A 17,177-nucleotide genomic window follows, 5' to 3' on the forward strand; every position below is an offset into this window, starting at 1 on the left:
AAATAAAAACTGCTCGATTAACATCGAGCAGTTGAGGTTAACGTATGAATTATTGCAAATACTTCATCGGATTTACTGCAGTGCCATTCTTCCGAATTTCAAAATGCAGATGCGTACCCGTGGAACGGCCCGTGCTTCCCATTACGCCAATCTTGGCGCCTTGCTCCAAGCGCTGTCCCGTAGAGACTGAGATGCTATTTAAGTGACCGTAATAAGTCTCGTATCCGTTACGGTGATCCACGATAACCACATTTCCATATCCACTCTTCACACCTGCAAAGACTACAGTTCCAGCATCAGAGGCTTTTATGGTTCGATTGCCAGATACCATATCTATCCCCTTATGGGCACGGCTCCAGCGTTCGCCGAAACTACTAGTAAGGGTTGCTCCGCTTACTGGCCAACTGAACATGCCAGTTCCTTCTCCAACAACCTTCGTTCCTCGATAAACAACTTCAGGTAGTGATGCTTTTATAACGGTCTGGCCCAACCATTCTTCTTGTACAACCATTCCGTTTTTCTTTGTTAACCGATACTGCATTTCTTTAAGGCCTGTTTGTCCTGGACGAACGACCTTGCTTTTGCCAGCCGGTAACTGGTCGCTTTTACGCACGATCACTTCAGGTTCTGTAACTACCTGCTCTGACACTTGCTCTACAGTAACCACTGTAACATCTGGCTGTGGTACCTTCAGCTTCAGCGTATCACCAATCTTCAACGTTAGCTCTTTCACATCAGGATTGTTACTATAAATCTCTTTTTGTGTAATTTCAAACCGTTTGGCAATCCCCGAAATCGTATCGCCCTCTTGAACGGTGTAGAGAAGCGGTGCTTCTTTACCCTCGGTAAGCGTCTTGACTGCTTCCTCCACATCCAACACTTTATTAGGATCTGTTTTTACAGGAACAATAGAGACCTCTTCAGTAATCTTAACTGACTCCACTTGCTTGGCAGCTTTTGTCTTTGCAGCATTTGAACTTGAGGCCGCTGTTCTTGTGAGCTTACTAGCTGTTGCTACTTCAGTTTGTGGAACATAGTGATTCTTTACCCCTTCAAGCACCGCATTTGCGGTCTCTTGATCCTTAACAATACCAACAGCCTTGCCATCTACCATTAATTGTACACCTACAGCATAGGCCTTCAGCATACCATCCAATTTATTAAGTGTAGCCTCACTATCAACTTCAGGCTTATACGCTTTCTGCTGTTTAATTGTAATGCCTTCTGTCTGAAGTACCATTGTTTTATCAGGATACTTGTCCTGATATTCCTGTTGCTTCTTATCGTACAGCTGATTAAGCTGTGCCTGATCGTTAAGTTTCCCGATCTCCTCGCCCTTCACCAACACTTGATAGTAGGTTTCAGTATTGGCCGCTACATACTTTTTCTCTGCACCAACCAACACAGTGGTTAGAAGTACTAGGCCAACAGCTCCAATAATCCAAGAGCGCCGAAATCTACGAGTACCTTTTTCTTGATGAAAGTGCGTGGAGTCGTGATCGAAATTGTGGCTCTGCACATCTACCCCGGATTCTGCTTTGTGGCTATCCTGCAGTTTCCCCATCCGGCGCATGAACTTAAATCTCTTCATGAAACTCTCCCTTTCAGTCCGCTCTGTCATCCGAGACGAGCGGCCAAGCTAGTTATACGATCTCGATTATATAGATTACGACCATGAATATTTCTGCATATCCTAGTTCTAAGTTCCTGCTTCTAATGGACCGTTCAAAAGGTTACAATTGGTTACAAAAAATTAACCCTTTGACATCCTTGTCTAATGTACCATAGCTGAGCGAAAAATTTCAACTTTACACATATAAAAAAACCCACGAAATATGCGGGTTTTTTGCGCAAATATGAAAATTTAACCTATTTCTTGTGTCTATAAATTGACAATTACTAGAACTACTGAAGCGATTCTGTAGTTGGTGTAAGCATTTTCATTATGCTCTCGTATTCATCAGGATCAACATATCTGGCAATGACTTGTTGTAATTCCTTAACCTCATCCTCCGTTAGTCCATCCTCCATCGCCGTAGAGATTTTCTGCATCTCATCCTGCGGTAGTTTGGACATCAAAATATTGAATATATTTACCTTCTCCGCTGAAGGGAGATTATCTTTAAAGTCACCTAATGCCTCCGGTGTCATCACCAATTTCTGCTCCTCTGAACTTCCACTCTGGTTTTCATTAGTAGAGGACTCATTTGAGGCTTGTCCCATAACCGGTAAAGCATCTTCGGGTGCTTTTTCCTCCACAGGTTCTCCTTTTTCTTTTGCCGGTGTATCCTTACTATTATCTTTATCCTTATTTACCGTACTGCCTGTCGTCGCTTCTTTATTCGTTTTAGTGGTGTTCGTTTGGCTATCCATGCCAATAATACTCTTGATCATCCCGCCTAAACCTGGGCCTGGACTATCCACTTTAATATCGAAGCTTGCCAGCACCGATTGAATATAAGCATTTACAACCACGCCCGTGGTCAGAATTGAAAGTGTACTTGCGAGTACTACAATTAGGCATACACCCAGTACACGCTTCACAATCTTCATCTTCGTCTCTCCTCTCACCTATGTTCAAGTCTATCCGGTAGATAATATCCATATTTTTCTATACCTCCAGTATTGACTAGAACCAGCTGCGGGAAACATACGAGTAACAGTAAACATAAAAAAAGAGACCTCTCTCGAGGCCTCTTATAAATGACTATGTTGCTTAGATATAAATTGGCATTACTTGATTCGTCTGCTCACGGTTACGGCCTACTGAGAAGATGGCAATCGGAATTCCTGTAAGCTCAGACACACGCTCAACATATCTGCGTGTATTGGCTGGCAGATCGTCCAATGTTTTTGCAGAAGTAATATCTTCACTCCAACCTGGAAGCTCCTCGTATACCGCTTCACACTCTGCCAGCATCTTAAGGCTAGCTGGGTAATGCGTGATTACTTCACCACGGTATTTGTAGCCTGTGCAGATCTTCACAGTCTCAAGTCCGCTGAGTACATCCAGCGAGTTAAGAGACAAGCCTGTAATTCCACTTACACGACGAGCGTGACTTACAACAACACTGTCGAACCAACCTACACGGCGAGCACGCCCAGTAACTGTGCCATATTCATGACCCGTTTCACGGATATAGTCTCCAGTTGCATCATTCAGTTCTGTAGGGAACGGGCCATCTCCAACACGAGTGGTGTAGGCTTTAGCAACCCCGATAACTTGTTTAATCTTGGAAGGTCCAACGCCAGAACCTATGCATACTCCACCTGCAGATGGGTTAGAAGAAGTTACAAATGGATACGTACCTTGATCGATATCAAGCATTACCCCTTGTGCACCTTCAAACAATACTTTGCGGTCTGCATCAATAGCTTCATTAAGAATAACCGACGTGTCTGTCACATAGTTACGCAGTACTTCCGCATATTCTAGGTACTGGGTCAGGATCTCTTCAACATTAAGAGCTTCCGCGCCATATACTTGAGTAATCACTTGGTTCTTCTCTTCCATTAAGTGACGGAGTCTCAATTCGAATTCCTCAGCGTCCATCAGGTCAGCAATACGGATACCGTTACGCGCAGCCTTATCCATGTAACAAGGACCGATACCTTTGCGTGTTGTACCAATCTTGTTCGGACCCTTGCGGTCTTCTTCTAGAGCATCCAGTACCATGTGATAAGGCATAATAACGTGAGCCCGGTCGCTGATCACTAAGTTCTTAGTGTCAAAACCGTTCTCGTGAATATAATTAATTTCTTGGATCAAGGCAGCTGGATTAATAACCATCCCGTTACCAATTACACAAGTCTTTTCTTTATAAAATACACCAGAAGGGATTAAGCTGAGCTTAAACTTCTCACCGTCAATCAGAATCGTGTGACCGGCATTATTGCCCCCTTGATAACGGGCAACCACATCTGCACTTTCCGCTAGAAAGTCAGTGATTTTCCCTTTACCTTCGTCTCCCCATTGTGTTCCCACGACGACTACCGTTGACATGTTCATTCCTCCGTAGGTGCTAGCCAGCACCATTATTTTTCATAATATGGGCCCTGTACGTCATTCTTATGTACGTAGCCCTCCGGACTCCAAGCGGATTTACCCACTAAAGGACAATACTCAGTGTAACAGCCGTTTTTTTCAAAGTCAAATAAAACGAACGATTACACAAAGAAATGTGCAATCGTTCGGATATCATACATGACAGGTTAACCAGCAAATGGTTCTGCATGTGCTCGCTCGTAGTTAACGAACTTGTTGAAATTTTTGAGGAAGACAAGCTCTACTGTCCCAACGGGACCATTACGCTGTTTAGCTATAATAATTTCAATAATATTTTTCTTCTCAGTGTCCTGATTGTAATAGTCGTCACGATACAGGAACGCAACAATGTCGGCATCCTGCTCGATAGAACCGGATTCACGCAAGTCACTCATCATTGGTCGTTTATCCTGACGCTGCTCTACACCCCGGCTAAGCTGTGACAGGGCGATAACCGGCACGTCCAATTCACGGGCAATCTGCTTCAGTGTACGGGATATATCCGATACTTCCTGTTGCCGGTTTTCCCCGCCTTTACCGCGGCCCTGAATGAGCTGCAAGTAGTCAATGACGATCATCCCGAGGCCCTTTTCCTTCTTGAGCCTTCGACATTTCGCACGAATATCCGTTACAGTAATCCCTGCTGTATCATCGATATAAATCTCCGCCTCCGATAGGGACTGAATGCCCATAGTCAGCTTCGACCAATCATCATCACTCTTAAAGTCACCGGTACGCATAGTATTCGCATCCAGATTAGCTTCGGCACAAATCATCCGTTGTACTAGCTGCGGTGCAGACATTTCCAGACTAAATATGGCAACCGTCTCTTTGGCACGCACTGCCACATTCTGAGCAATATTTAGCGCGAATGCTGTCTTACCTACAGAAGGACGGGCTGCAACAATGATCAAATCATTGCGCTGGAATCCATTAGTCATATGGTCTAAATCCACAAATCCCGTTGGAATACCTGACATGCCGCCCTTATCTTTATTCTGATGAAGGAGTTCAACCTTATCAAATACTTCCATCAAAACATCGCGGATTGCGATAAATCCACTGCCGCTGCGCCGGTTAGAGATTTCAAGAATTCGCCGTTCTGCATCACTCAGCATATCGGCAACATCTTCGCCACCCGTGTAACCCTCGCTCACGATCTGCGTCGCTGTACGAATCAAACGCCGTAGCATAGCCTTTTCTTCAATAATCTGCGCGTAGTATTCTACGTTGGCCGCAGTAGGCACAGCATGCGCCAGCTTAGCTAAGTAGCTAACACCGCCAATATCTTCAAGCTCTCCCTTGTCCTGCAGTCTTGAGGTAAGCGTAACAAGATCAATCGGCTGGCTCTCTTCTCCGAGCTGCACCATCGCCTCAAAAATCATTTGATGCGCTTTATCGTAGAAGTCTTCGGTATTCACCCGTTCCATTGCAGTAATGAGCGCTTCATCCTGCAACAGAACAGCACCGATTACCGCTTGCTCCGCCTCAAGATTCTGCGGGGGAACCCGATCGAAAAAGAGATCTCCACCCATTTTACTCCTCCGTTACCTGAACCTTAAGGGTAGCCTTTACTTCAGTGTGTAGTTTTATACTTACTTGGAAGACTCCCAAATGGCGAATCGGTTCACCTAGCTCAATCTTGCGCTTATCGATGGAAATACCTTGAGTGGAAGCTAGCGTTTCAGCAATTTGTTTACTCGTGATTGCGCCGAATAGACGGCCGCCTTCACCTGCTTTTGCCTTCATAGTAAGGGTAAGCTCATCTATTTTCTTGCCTAGTTGCTGAGCTTCTTCTTTTTCGTTATCTTTACGGCGTTGTTCAGCAGCTGCTTGATTCTCAAGCGTCTTCACATTGCCTTCCGTTGCCGGACGAACTAATCCACGTGGTAATAGGAAGTTCGAAGCATAACCTTCGGATACCTCTTTAACCTGACCTTTTTTACCTTGACCCTTAACATCTTTTATGAAAATGACCTTCATTCGAATAAACCCTCTTTCGATTCGATTTCAGCCAGCACTTTCAGCAGTCTGGCTTCTGCTTCTTTACATGTTCCTTCTAGCTGTACCGCGGCGTTCGATAGATGCCCACCGCCACCCATTTTTTCCATCACGACCTGTACATTCATACGCCCAAGTGATCGAGCGCTAATACTTATCAGGCCGTCTGGTCGCTCACTAATGACAAATGAAGCGACTACGTTCGTCATTCCAAGCAGCGTATCCGCTGTCTGAGCGATAAGCAGCTGCGGAATCTTCATACCTGGTGCCGTAACCACCAATGCGATTTGATCATAAATCATACGCGCATGCTTGATAATTTCGGCTTTTGAAATATACTCCTGTAAGTCCTCCTTCAGCATACGCTGAATAAGAACGGTATCCGCACCATTTCGGCGCAGAAATCCTGCAGCTTCAAATGTACGGGAGCCCGTATGCAGTGCAAAGTGCTTCGTATCTACAGTAATTCCCGCTAAGAGCATTGTAGCATCCAATGGACTAATCTTTACCTTCTCATGGATATATTGAAGCAACTCTGTCACTAGCTCACAGGTTGATGAAGCATAAGGCTCTAAATAGACTAATACAGCATCGTTGATGAACTCTTCACCTCTACGGTGATGATCTACCACAACAATTCTACTGGCATATTGCACAAGCCGCGGTTCCATTGTCATTGACGCCTTATGGGTGTCCACAACAATAAGCAATGTATGCTCCGTCATTACTTGTAAGGATTGCTCCGTTGTGATGAATGACTTAAACAACTCATCATCTTTCCGAATCTGCTCCATCATGTTCGTTATGGAAGGATTAGGAGTTTCCATCACAATGCTGGCCTCTACATTATACATCTGTGCGGCCCTTAGAAGGCCAATCGCAGCGCCAACAGCATCGATATCTGGAGTCCGGTGCCCAAGGATCAGCACACGGTCGCTCTCCTGCATCAGATCACGCAGCGCATGTGCAATGACTCTTGCACGCACTCGTGTGCGCTTCTCGGCGGCATTACTCTTTCCACCGTAGAAAGATAACCTCTGACCTGCTTTTACAGCAGCCTGATCTCCACCTCTGCCGAGCGCCATATCCAGACTGGATTGCGCCAGAGCGCCTAGCTCGCTTGCAGAGTCTGCTCCAAATGCCATGCCAATACTCAGTGTCATGGGAACCTTAAGGTCGGCGGTCATTTCCCTAATCTCATCGAGAATAACGAATCGACTTTCTTCCAGCGCTTGCAGGCTACGATGATTAAGCAGCATTAGATAACGTTCAGAAGACAGACGACGCAGGTAAACATCAAACTGTTTACTCCATTCGGTGATCTCACTTGCTACCTTAGCAATCAGAGAAGTACGCTGTTGATCATCCATTCCTTGAGCAGATTCATCTAGATTATCCATCATCACTATACCGATCGCCAGCTTCTCATCCTCATAACGTTCACGTAGCACCACAAGCTCAGTAATGTCATACATGTATAGAATACGTTCACTTGGAATAATTACGGCTTGATAATATCGTTCATCCACAGTGAGCTCAAGGCGAGTGTCGTGCAATACACCTTCTTTGAGGACATCCCGTTTTCCTGTTACATTCGTCGTAAAAAAAGACTGCATATCTGGCAGTAATTCCTGCAGTGGTTCACCAACTAAAGACTTGCGTGCAAAAACATCACCGGCATAGCGGTTATTCCATTCTACTGTTCGATCCTCGCTAAACAGAATGATTCCGAGGGGCAGCATGCTAACTGCTTCTCCCTCCACCCGCTTAATACGAAAAGTTAATCCATTTATATATTCCACCAAATTACGGCGGAACGTAATCTCCGTCTTCAGCATATAGAAGCATAATGTACCTGCCAGAAACAGGCTAACGACCCCTAGTGCCCAATTATAAATACTAACAATTATAATAAGGGCCAACAGCAGCATGAACGCCCATACGGTATGATAGCCGTGCCAGCGTCTTTGCAGAAATTTAGGCATGAACTCTCACCCTATCGTTTCGATTTCGTCACATACTCCCGCAGTGGGAAAGCAAGATCAATAATACCAATAATGCGTAGCGGCGGTAGTAAAATGACCGGAATTGCTAGCAGAATAGCAGCCATCTTGTTCCATTTGCGTTCATGCGCCAGGAAGAAGAAGAATCCAATCGCCTGAATCATAAAGCCAATTCGCAGCAACGGCAGCAGATTGGCAGAAATCATGAGGATGTAATTATTCTCCGATCCTGCGAAGAAGAGCTGAAGAACCACACCAATCAAATAATACCAAATAAACGATCTAGAAAGTCTCCACTCACGAGCAGGCTTCATCTTAGGCGCTGCATAATTCATACTGTTCAAAATCGGACGGACAATAGAATGCGTAATGACAGCTATCATGAAAGAGCTTACGATTAGAGTCATCGGGATCATTTGAACCGTCATATGACTTAGCTTGTTTACATCCTCAGTCGTAAACCCAAGATCAGTAAACAGTGGATTAGCGGTACCGAGATCAGACAGAGGTGAGTTAACCATCTGTAGCACATCGTTCACATAGTTAGACAGATCAAAATTAAATAACGCCGTACCGAGTAATAAGAGTAACAAGAATTCTCCAAGAATTGTAACTGTACCCGCAATCACGGTAGACATTGCTGAGGCATGTTTTTTATACCAACGTCCCATAACCAGAGCAGGTATTAAGAAATACGCCGCGATCAGCACATAAATAGGTGTAATCAGACCAACGATCAGCAACACCGGTAATACGTGTAGAACGAATTGTTTGGTGTTCAGCGTAGTGAATAACACTACTGCCGGAACAATCATAAATAAGGTAGTGATGATGAGCAGTGGAGTCGTTAAACTAAGCAGCAAAAGTAAGTATGCTACACTCCAAGCCACAGATGACCAGCGAAATTTCAACAGTATTCACCTCTTACGCATATGTTCTTCTAAAGCAGATATATCTTGATACCATTCTTCCAACTGATGCCCTTCCTGCTTATGCTTTCTGAGCTTCTCGAGTAGCAAGTCATCTAACTGACGATAAGGAATCCCTAGTCTGCGGCCCAATATATAAGAGCTCATAATCAAACTAGCCAGGCTGTCACCCACACGGGTAGTACTGCCTTCCCATAACGCTTTAAATAACCGTGAAACTTGGTCAATCACTTCTGTTTTTAACCATTCAATTACCTTAGCGCGTTTAGCTACATCTAGATCCTTCGGCACATTGGACACGTCTCTCTACCTCCGGCAAAAAGCTTTATTCTCCATTATAGCATAAAAAATTCCGTGTCACACAAGGCGCCCCGCGCACCTTAAGTATGCTTCAACAAGGGCCGAACTAATACTTCTAACCTTTTTAAAAAAAGACCTGTTTTCCGTTATCGCCGGAAATACAGGCCTTGTTCCGATTGCTTCTATTACCGCGAATAAATTGGGCTATAATGACTCTTGTGATTGTTTTGATACAAATTTCTCACAATATTCTATGACTTGACTCCGGCGAACAATACCAATAAACCGGTTCATATCATCGACTACAGGAACAAAGTTCTGTACCTTAGCCAAATTAATCAGATCTTCCATATCCGCATCAATCGAGACAGGTCTGTTATTCATCCTTAACGGCAAATCTTTAAGTAAGAATTTTGAAGCGTTCTCGAAAGTAACCTTGCCCTCGGATTCCTTCATATACCAGAGCAGATCACCCTCTGTAACCGTGCCAGCATATTCTCCATTTCGGTTCAGAATAGGGACAGCAGTGTAACGGTGGAACTCCATCCTCTCCAGCGTTTGGCGTAGCGTTGAATCGATCGTTACGCAAGCGACTTCCTGTTTCGGAAGTAAAAAAAATGCAATATTCATCTCTTGATCCTCCTCAAAGAGTTCCGAAGGAATTACGGTTCTTTAGCTTCCTCTTACTGCCATGCAAAATTATTAATACGTGACAGCTTAATAATAGTTCCAATACATTATAGCATGAAGACAGTAAGCAGCAGCCATGAGAATGTAAATGGCTGCTGCAATTATTTATATGAGTTTAATTTCCACTTTAGAATTATTGCGTAACTGCCGTTGCTTTAGGTTCCAGTGCATTACTTGCTTTTCCAGGTTCGATTAGTTGATCTATAGGTGTTGCTGCATTCATCCAGTTGTCAATCATCGCCTTAGCTTCGCTCAGATCCTCTTCATCAACGATATCATAATAAATACCATCCATACGTTTACCTTCGCCCATAACTGTGAAGCTGGAGATATCCATCCCTTTTCCGCCCATGAATTTCTTAGCTAGGCTAATAATCATCGAAGGCTCTATATCGGTCTTGAAGTTATCCCCCATAATATCAAGCAGTTTTGGAATGTTGCCAATTTGGCTGATCGATAACATTTTATTAGCCACAACATCAATAAAAACTTGTTGGCGCTTGGTGCGGTTAAAGTCACTATCCTCACGATAACGCGTATAATTCAGCGCTTCTTGTCCGTTATAAAGCGATTTTCCAGCTTCAATTGTAAACTTTTCATGATCCTTACCTTTGTTCACAATGTCTTTCTTAATCGGCAGTGGAACGCCTCCAATAGCATCTACAGCATCCTTGAGTCCTTGGAAGTTGATTGTGGCATAATATTGAATATCATGACCAAGCAGCGCTTCTAGAGAATCCTTGGCCATTTGTTGCCCCCCAAAAGCATAGGCATGTGTAATCTTATCCTTTTTATTATCCTTATGGCCTATAATTTCCGTATACGTATCACGCGGAATAGAAATAAGCAGGATCTTATAATCCTCTGGGCGAACAACAGCGTACATCATGGTATCCGAACGTGCGGTTTCATTTTCGCGTTGATCGGTACCTAGCAGCATAATTGAGAACGGATCGCTTTTGTACACAACCGGTTCTGGCTTAACCTTGTTATCATCCTTAAGTGGCTGGTAAGATTCTTCCTTTAGCTTAGTTTCAACCCGATCAGACAAAAAGAGGTCGAAGGCTAATACAGCCAAGGAATTACGAAACAGAAAGCCTCCCGCTATAATAACAACAAGAACGATGAGGGCGATATATCTTTTCTTTATTTTTTTCATCTTTGATTCCTTCTTTATTGTAGAATAATTGCTTGCCTTATATATAATGCTCCCTGATCTTCATCAGGCAGTCATGTCTTTATTTCTCACAGCGATCGGCTATCCCTTATTCCATTATCTTATTGTCCCCCCATTCAGGAAATTCAGGTCATTCAAAATTATAGAAAAAAATTTTTTGCGGTCCTAAAAATAATGTGGAGTAAAACAATATTTCTATTGTAATCACTAAATGGATAAAAAGAAACAACAAATAACGACATGAATAGGGAAAAAGCCCCAAACCAAGTAATATATACTGGTATGGCGCTCCAACATTAATTCCTAATTTTGAGCGGTTGTATCATATGTTTAACCCTATCTCCAGATTGCAAACCGCGGAAGAACCCATAATCAAATAATTTTGCTGCCCCTTCAAAACGGCTCTCATAAGTTTTTGCCCCCATAACAACTGCAATAAGCCTATGGCCATCCCGCTGGGCTGAGCCTGCAATGCAGTATCCTGCCCGGTTATCATGCCCAGTCTTTAAGCCATCTGTACCCTCATAAGCGTAAATACCACCCATAGCTGGAAGCATGAAATTACTGTTACTTACATATAGACCTTTATCCTTCAAATGCATTTGAGTACGGCTAGAAATATTAAGAATATCCGGATGATGATAGATTAGTGCGGCAGCCAATTTGGCGGTGTCCCGAGCTGTCATCATAGTCTCACCGCTGATATGCACATTGGGAGCAGTAAAACCAAGATCCTTACCCGATAGTCCCGTTGAGTTGGTAAATATTGTGTTAGAAGATAATCCTAGACTACGTGCCTTTTCGTTCATCATTAGCACAAATGAAGCTTCTGAGCCAGCCATATACTCTGCCAATGCAACAGTAGCATCGTTAGCAGAATAAATGGTCATTCCCTCAAATAGTTCCCTTATGGTATAGAATTCTCCACGCTTCAATGAGAGACTTGTGCCACCCATTTTACTTGCGAAATCACTAATTGTAACCCTATCTTCCCATCTAATCATTCCAGAGGAGATTTGATCCAGCACAATCATTTCTGTCATTAATTTAGACACACTGGCCGGTGGCATGGGTACATCACCGTTTATATCCACCCATATATCTCCGGTATCCATATCTAAAAGCACTGCTGATTCCGCATCAATATTCGGTTTAAAACCAAGCCCAGTTGGCCTCCACACCACAAGCAAGACAACGACTAAAACAGCTGCAATTGTCCCCACTATTATCCGTCTTTTCATCGTCGTCATCCTCCATACTATATATGACGAATGAAACTACAATTTGATTTCACTTTTCACAAAAAATTTTTATTTTATTTTTCGTCCTCTTCCTTAATCCACCATTTATAAGGATCAATAATCGTACTTATAGAGTTCACACGAACGCCTTGTAGGCGCTTATTTACTGGAACAATAGCTTTTCGTTCAGCAAAAAAGATCATAGGGACTTCTTCATTAACTAGCTTCTGCCACTCATAATAAATTTCTTTACGATAATCCATATCATATGCCTTCATACTTACGCCTTCACGAATCAGCTCTTCATTACGCTCCGAAGACCAACGCGGATAGTTCCACAGATCATTTTCTCTCCATAGACCCGTAGGATCAGGATCACTCGCCAGCCCCCATACTCCGTAAAATAGTTCGATCGACGGATCGTCGGCTTCCACTGCGTCGTAGAAGGTGTGGAATTCCTTTAATGCTCCGCCGTTTAGCTGTACATCGAGTCCAACATCACGCCAATTTCTTAAAATGGCATTCGTACGCAGCTCTGCTGTTTGGCTACCCAGCATAGAATCAAAATGAATCATCAGCTTTTGGCCCTTCGGATCTTCCCGTAATCCATCACCGTCTACATCCAAAAAACCAGCATCATCCAGCAGTTCCTTAGCCTTTGCAGGATTATATAGATAAGCATTAATCTGATTATCAGGAATCTTTGCCCAACTTGTACTAGATATTGGAGTCTCTACAGGTTCAGCCAGACCGTGGGAATATGCTTTTATGATCCCTTCACGATCTAGAGCATAGTACATAGCTTGGCGTAACCTTTTATCTTCAAATTTAGGGTTATCCATTACGATGGTCTCGGTTTCAGTATCCCAATGTCCGAATTTAAAACCAATATATTCATAGCCTAGCTCAGCAGTTTGCAAGATATTTACATTCTCCAATTTATTTAGCTCTTCATAAGCATCCCTAGGGGCTGACTCTATATCAATTTCTCCTGTTTGAAAACGTTCGGCCACTTCCCTATCGTCAAAAGCCTTATACACTACGCCTTCCAATAGCGCCTTACCTTTATAGTATTGATCAAAACGTTTCATTTCTACCCTCTCACCAGGCTGAATAAGTTCAACTTCAAAAGGGCCAATCCCAATAGGAGATTTTCGCATCTGGTCACTCTCGGGCATATCTTTAACAGCGATTCCAGTATAGTATTTCTTATTCATCGGATAAGGCCATAGACTATCGATAGTGTTTACCCGTGCAGCAGTTACAGTTATTTTCAAAGTATAGGGATCTATAACCTTCAAGCCGGATATAGCCTTCGCTTCTTTCTTATGATAGGCTTCTGCACCCTGAATCATTTCAACACTATAATAACGCGAGCCCGTATAATCTGGATCAGCGATAGTTTCAATCGCAAATTTCCAATCCTCGACCGTTAATTCATCACCGTTGTGCCAACGGATTCCCGGTTTGATTTTAAAGGTAAATACTTTATGATCGTCAGATTCCTGCCAAGAAGCGATATTAGGAACCGTTAATAGATCATCATTTACGCTAAACATCGGCTCAGTAATAAACTCTAACACATGAAAATCATCTTCACCTTCATAAAATGCAGGCTCAAACAAGCCCGTAAACGGTGAGGAGAATCCGTAAGTAATTACTCCACCAGCTTGTGGCTTATCCTCTACCAAATTATGTCGAAAAGATAATGAATTACTGCTGGAAGTTGCTCTACTACATGCTGACAATAGGGTCGCCATCACAAGCAGCATAAACAACAACCTGCACATCTTCTTATTATTCATGTGTTTCTTCCCTTCTCTAGTTGAACGTATATCTACATATATCTACATATAAGCTACGGTATATAAATATTTTTACTGTAACAAAGTTTTATGGCGGTTACAATAACTTCTAAGCTATAGGCCTTTACTCCTGCTTGAATTTCATATTTTCGTTGTATTAATAAAAAAAGACCTGCCTCGCGGACAGATCTTCATTGCATTTATTCTTCATCCTTATGCGTAATTCTCAAGCCTTCAACATGTTTACGCTGCATCAATTTGCGCTTTTTACGTGTATCCTTACTCTCAAAAATAATATCAAAGTCATATTCCTCCGGATATAGCTCTTCTTTTGAAAGGTAAGGCTTCAACCGCTTATGATTAATTTTCATTTTTTGCTTCTGAATCATTACTCCAACCATACCTAAATGATCTCGCTTCTCGTATACGATTCCTGTCCGGCCCAGTGATGTTACAACAACTGCATCTCCAATTTCAAAATCGACCAGCTTCTCCTTACTGCGGATGGATGGAGTAGCCTCTTCTTCTGCGTTTTCATGTACCTCTACTGTTGCTACAGCGTTTCTCGGCTCTTCCTCTGTGCTGAACAGACTGTCCCATGCCTCGCCGCTGCCTTTCTGCAGCCTTTGTTGCTGCGCCTCTACAATTTCCCATGATCGTTTGATAACACTATCCTGTATACCTAGCTTTTTAGCGATTTGCAGAGCATAACTCTCCCCCGCTTCCCCGATAGTCAAGCGATACAACGGTTGCAGCGTCTCTTTGTCGAATTCCATTCGTGCATTTTGAAAGCCAGTCGTTGCGGCTGCGAAGGCTTTTAGCTCATTAAAATGTGTCGTAACGATAATATTCGCGCCTTTACGGCTCAGCTCTTCCAGAATCGCGATAGAGAGCGCAATGCCTTCTCCCGGGTCTGTACCAGCCGCCAGCTCATCAATGAGCAGCAGCACCCCTTTAGATGCATCTCTCAGCATTCCCTCAATACTCTTCATTTGCGCCGAGAACGTACTAAGTGATTGTGCCAGACTTTGTCCGTCGCCGATTACACTGATCACGTCCGAAAAAACAGTAAACTCGCTTCCCTCCTCAACCGGAATCAACAGCCCTGATTGAGCCATGATCGTCAGCAATCCCAGAGTCTTTAAAACCACAGTTTTCCCACCTGTATTTGGTCCTGTAATAATCAGTGATTTATAACCCCTCCCAATTTCTAGATTGATCGGAATCATATCCTTCAGCATGGGATGCCTACCACCGTTCATCTTTAAAAAGCCTTTGGCATTCAGCGTGACAGCAGATGCTCCCAGCGTTCGTGCGTATTTAGCTTTGGCAAAAATAAAATCATACGTGCCCGTAACCTCGATATTAAGGCGCAGTGTGGTCTGTTCCTGCTCTACCATACTAGTCAGCATACTAAGGATTACAGCTTCTTCTCGCGCCTCTTCTCCTAACAACAAATCAAGCTCAATCTGGAGGGAAGCAATCTCGTCCGGTTCGATAAAGACCGTCTGTCCGCTTGTGGATTGATCAAGTACCGATCCCTTTATTTGCTTATGATATTCCCGTTTTACGGGGATAACGTAACGCCCGCCTCGCTGACTATAAATATTCTCCTGTAAAATCGATTGATGGCGTGACATAATCCCGTCGATTTTTTTATGAAGACGTTCTTTAGCCACTACGATTCGCTTACGAACACGCTCTAGCCCCTTACTTGCTCCATCATCAATTGCACCAAAACGGATACAGCGATCAATAGCCTCTCTCACATGATTTAATTCCATCAACGAAGAGGCATATGCAGCAATTCGTGGAGCGCTTTGTTCTTTAGAGGACATATATTTGCGCAGTTGACTACAGCTCTTAAGAAATGTAGCAACTGCTGTGAAGTCTTGCTCATTGTACAAATATCCAGTCCCCATTAATGACATAATCCACTCAATCCCTTCTAATGAAGGAATCGGTACACTTGATCCTCGTTCCAGCAGTTCCTTAGCTTCAGAAGTTTCCTCGATTGCTCTTTGAATCGTCGGTAAATAAGTCATTGGCATAAGCTCTTCTACAGCTTTCTTTCCCACATAAGATACTGCGTGACGGGCAAGCTCAGTTTTAATGATTTCGTATTCCAATGTGTTTAGACTTTGTAAGTTCACAGCAAATCCTCCTTCAAATCTCTATTGGTTTGGACCTAATTCTCCCTAACGCAAAGAAGGACAAAGAATGCCACTATGGCAGTCCTTGCCCTTCTTTTTAAACTGATGCCTCCTATCGTTCTAAGGCCCTTAAATGTAGCAGGTGCCGAAAAACAAAAAAACCGTGCAATAAGAGCACGGTTAATTACAAAGAGAACAACAGCCGTAAAGAGGCCATTTGACGCTTCGTGTGTTCTTAACTAAATCATCCACTCGTAAGGAACAACAGACTGCTGCGTAATACGAACTCAAATAGAGCACGTAATCGCCTCATGACGAGCCTGCTAAAGCCTTCCTAATCAAGTGTTATGAAATTGCTAGTTAAGAACGGTCACCAACATCAAAATTTCCCCTTTAGTTATAGGATAGCTGTAATTTAACACATTACGGTTCCATCGTCAAATCGGTGAATACCCAAATCATTCAATTTCATGCTGTCCCTAATCGTACTCTCATTTCTATGTACAAAAAAAGCAGTCGGTTTCCCGACTGCTTTTATATAACGTCCTATTCCGTTGTGTAAGGAAGCAACGCGATTTGACGCGAGCGTTTTACAGCAATGGTAAGAGCACGTTGGTATTTTGCACTTGTACCTGTTACACGACGTGGCAAAATCTTTCCACGTTCGCTGATGAACTTCTTAAGAAGTTCGGTATCTTTATAATCAATGTGAGTAATCTTGTTCACAGTGAAAAAGCAAACTTTTTTACGCTTGTTGCGTCCACCACGACGTGCCGGTCTTTTGTCGTTGTCGGCGCCTTCTCTTGGTTTAAAAGCCATATTCTTTTCAGTCC

The 17,177-nt window shown here is 43.2% G+C and carries 14 protein-coding genes; all 14 read right to left on the reverse strand.

The genetic code is table 11. The annotated features are described in order from the left end of the window. Positions 1 to 49: 49 nt before the first annotated feature. The 14 genes from ACN6MV_RS30970 to rpsR all read right to left on the reverse strand — a co-directional run bounded on the left by ACN6MV_RS30970 (position 50) and on the right by rpsR (position 17,163). Entirely contained in the window at positions 50 to 1,591 is a 1,542-nt protein-coding gene (locus ACN6MV_RS30970; protein ID WP_052414782.1) for a M23 family metallopeptidase, read from the reverse strand. 314 nt (positions 1,592 to 1,905) lie between these two features. Then, positions 1,906 to 2,553, reverse strand: coding sequence for a hypothetical protein (locus tag ACN6MV_RS30975; RefSeq protein ID WP_419885488.1), 648 nt, complete (start codon positions 2,551 to 2,553; stop codon positions 1,906 to 1,908). Between the two features lie 163 nt (positions 2,554 to 2,716). Next, complete coding sequence (locus ACN6MV_RS30980) at positions 2,717 to 4,003, reverse strand: adenylosuccinate synthase (RefSeq protein ID WP_076120609.1); 1,287 nt, start codon at positions 4,001 to 4,003, stop codon at positions 2,717 to 2,719. 209 nt (positions 4,004 to 4,212) lie between these two features. Next, the gene (gene dnaB / locus ACN6MV_RS30985; protein WP_042131710.1) at positions 4,213 to 5,580 is read right to left on the reverse strand and encodes a replicative DNA helicase; all 1,368 of its coding nucleotides are present in this window, start codon (positions 5,578 to 5,580) and stop codon (positions 4,213 to 4,215) included. A gap of 1 nt (position 5,581) precedes the next feature. Next, on the reverse strand, positions 5,582 to 6,028 hold the full coding sequence (gene rplI / locus ACN6MV_RS30990) for a 50S ribosomal protein L9 (protein WP_042131711.1): 447 nt from the start codon (positions 6,026 to 6,028) through the stop codon (positions 5,582 to 5,584). After that, a complete protein-coding gene (locus tag ACN6MV_RS30995) occupies positions 6,025 to 8,031 on the reverse strand; it encodes a DHH family phosphoesterase (protein WP_042131713.1) in 2,007 nt (668 codons plus the stop codon). The genes rplI and ACN6MV_RS30995 overlap by 4 nt, the downstream gene beginning before the upstream one ends. A gap of 11 nt (positions 8,032 to 8,042) precedes the next feature. Continuing rightward, entirely contained in the window at positions 8,043 to 8,960 is a 918-nt protein-coding gene (locus ACN6MV_RS31000) for a DUF2232 domain-containing protein (RefSeq protein WP_419885489.1), read from the reverse strand. A 6-nt stretch (positions 8,961 to 8,966) separates the two neighbouring features. Then, the gene (locus ACN6MV_RS31005; RefSeq protein WP_170880353.1) at positions 8,967 to 9,269 is read right to left on the reverse strand and encodes a MazG-like family protein; all 303 of its coding nucleotides are present in this window, start codon (positions 9,267 to 9,269) and stop codon (positions 8,967 to 8,969) included. Positions 9,270 to 9,482: 213 nt separating this feature from the next. Then, positions 9,483 to 9,908: a CBS domain-containing protein gene (locus ACN6MV_RS31010; RefSeq protein WP_042131716.1), complete on the reverse strand. Its 426-nt coding sequence runs from the start codon at positions 9,906 to 9,908 to the stop codon at positions 9,483 to 9,485. A 193-nt stretch (positions 9,909 to 10,101) separates the two neighbouring features. Beyond that, positions 10,102 to 11,127: an LCP family protein gene (locus ACN6MV_RS31015; RefSeq protein WP_042131717.1), complete on the reverse strand. Its 1,026-nt coding sequence runs from the start codon at positions 11,125 to 11,127 to the stop codon at positions 10,102 to 10,104. Positions 11,128 to 11,441: 314 nt separating this feature from the next. Beyond that, a complete protein-coding gene (locus ACN6MV_RS31020; protein ID WP_042131718.1) occupies positions 11,442 to 12,386 on the reverse strand; it encodes a D-alanyl-D-alanine carboxypeptidase family protein in 945 nt (314 codons plus the stop codon). A 74-nt stretch (positions 12,387 to 12,460) separates the two neighbouring features. After that, positions 12,461 to 14,191, reverse strand: coding sequence for an oligopeptide ABC transporter substrate-binding protein (opp4A, locus tag ACN6MV_RS31025; protein WP_231573996.1), 1,731 nt, complete (start codon positions 14,189 to 14,191; stop codon positions 12,461 to 12,463). 200 nt (positions 14,192 to 14,391) lie between these two features. Further along, a complete protein-coding gene (locus tag ACN6MV_RS31030) occupies positions 14,392 to 16,344 on the reverse strand; it encodes an endonuclease MutS2 (protein ID WP_419885490.1) in 1,953 nt (650 codons plus the stop codon). 546 nt (positions 16,345 to 16,890) lie between these two features. After that, positions 16,891 to 17,163 (reverse strand): 30S ribosomal protein S18, encoded by a 273-nt coding sequence (gene rpsR / locus ACN6MV_RS31035; protein ID WP_036651767.1) that lies wholly within the window; start codon positions 17,161 to 17,163, stop codon positions 16,891 to 16,893. Between the last annotated feature and the right edge of the window lie 14 nt (positions 17,164 to 17,177).

The organism is Paenibacillus sp. B-A-8 (genome assembly GCF_048572915.1).
In the GTDB taxonomy this organism is placed as follows: domain Bacteria; phylum Bacillota; class Bacilli; order Paenibacillales; family Paenibacillaceae; genus Paenibacillus_AQ.

Coding starts and splice junctions, on each gene's coding strand:
- ACN6MV_RS30970 (WP_052414782.1), bottom strand. CDS start 1,591: ATGAAGAGATTTAAGTTCATGCGCCGGATGGGGAAACTGCAGGATAGC.
- ACN6MV_RS30975 (WP_419885488.1), bottom strand. CDS start 2,553: ATGAAGATTGTGAAGCGTGTACTGGGTGTATGCCTAATTGTAGTACTC.
- ACN6MV_RS30980 (WP_076120609.1), bottom strand. CDS start 4,003: ATGTCAACGGTAGTCGTCGTGGGAACACAATGGGGAGACGAAGGTAAA.
- dnaB (WP_042131710.1), bottom strand. CDS start 5,580: ATGGGTGGAGATCTCTTTTTCGATCGGGTTCCCCCGCAGAATCTTGAG.
- rplI (WP_042131711.1), bottom strand. CDS start 6,028: ATGAAGGTCATTTTCATAAAAGATGTTAAGGGTCAAGGTAAAAAAGGT.
- ACN6MV_RS30995 (WP_042131713.1), bottom strand. CDS start 8,031: ATGCCTAAATTTCTGCAAAGACGCTGGCACGGCTATCATACCGTATGG.
- ACN6MV_RS31010 (WP_042131716.1), bottom strand. CDS start 9,908: ATGAATATTGCATTTTTTTTACTTCCGAAACAGGAAGTCGCTTGCGTA.
- ACN6MV_RS31015 (WP_042131717.1), bottom strand. CDS start 11,127: ATGAAAAAAATAAAGAAAAGATATATCGCCCTCATCGTTCTTGTTGTT.
- ACN6MV_RS31020 (WP_042131718.1), bottom strand. CDS start 12,386: ATGAAAAGACGGATAATAGTGGGGACAATTGCAGCTGTTTTAGTCGTT.
- opp4A (WP_231573996.1), bottom strand. CDS start 14,191: ATGAATAATAAGAAGATGTGCAGGTTGTTGTTTATGCTGCTTGTGATG.
- rpsR (WP_036651767.1), bottom strand. CDS start 17,163: ATGGCTTTTAAACCAAGAGAAGGCGCCGACAACGACAAAAGACCGGCA.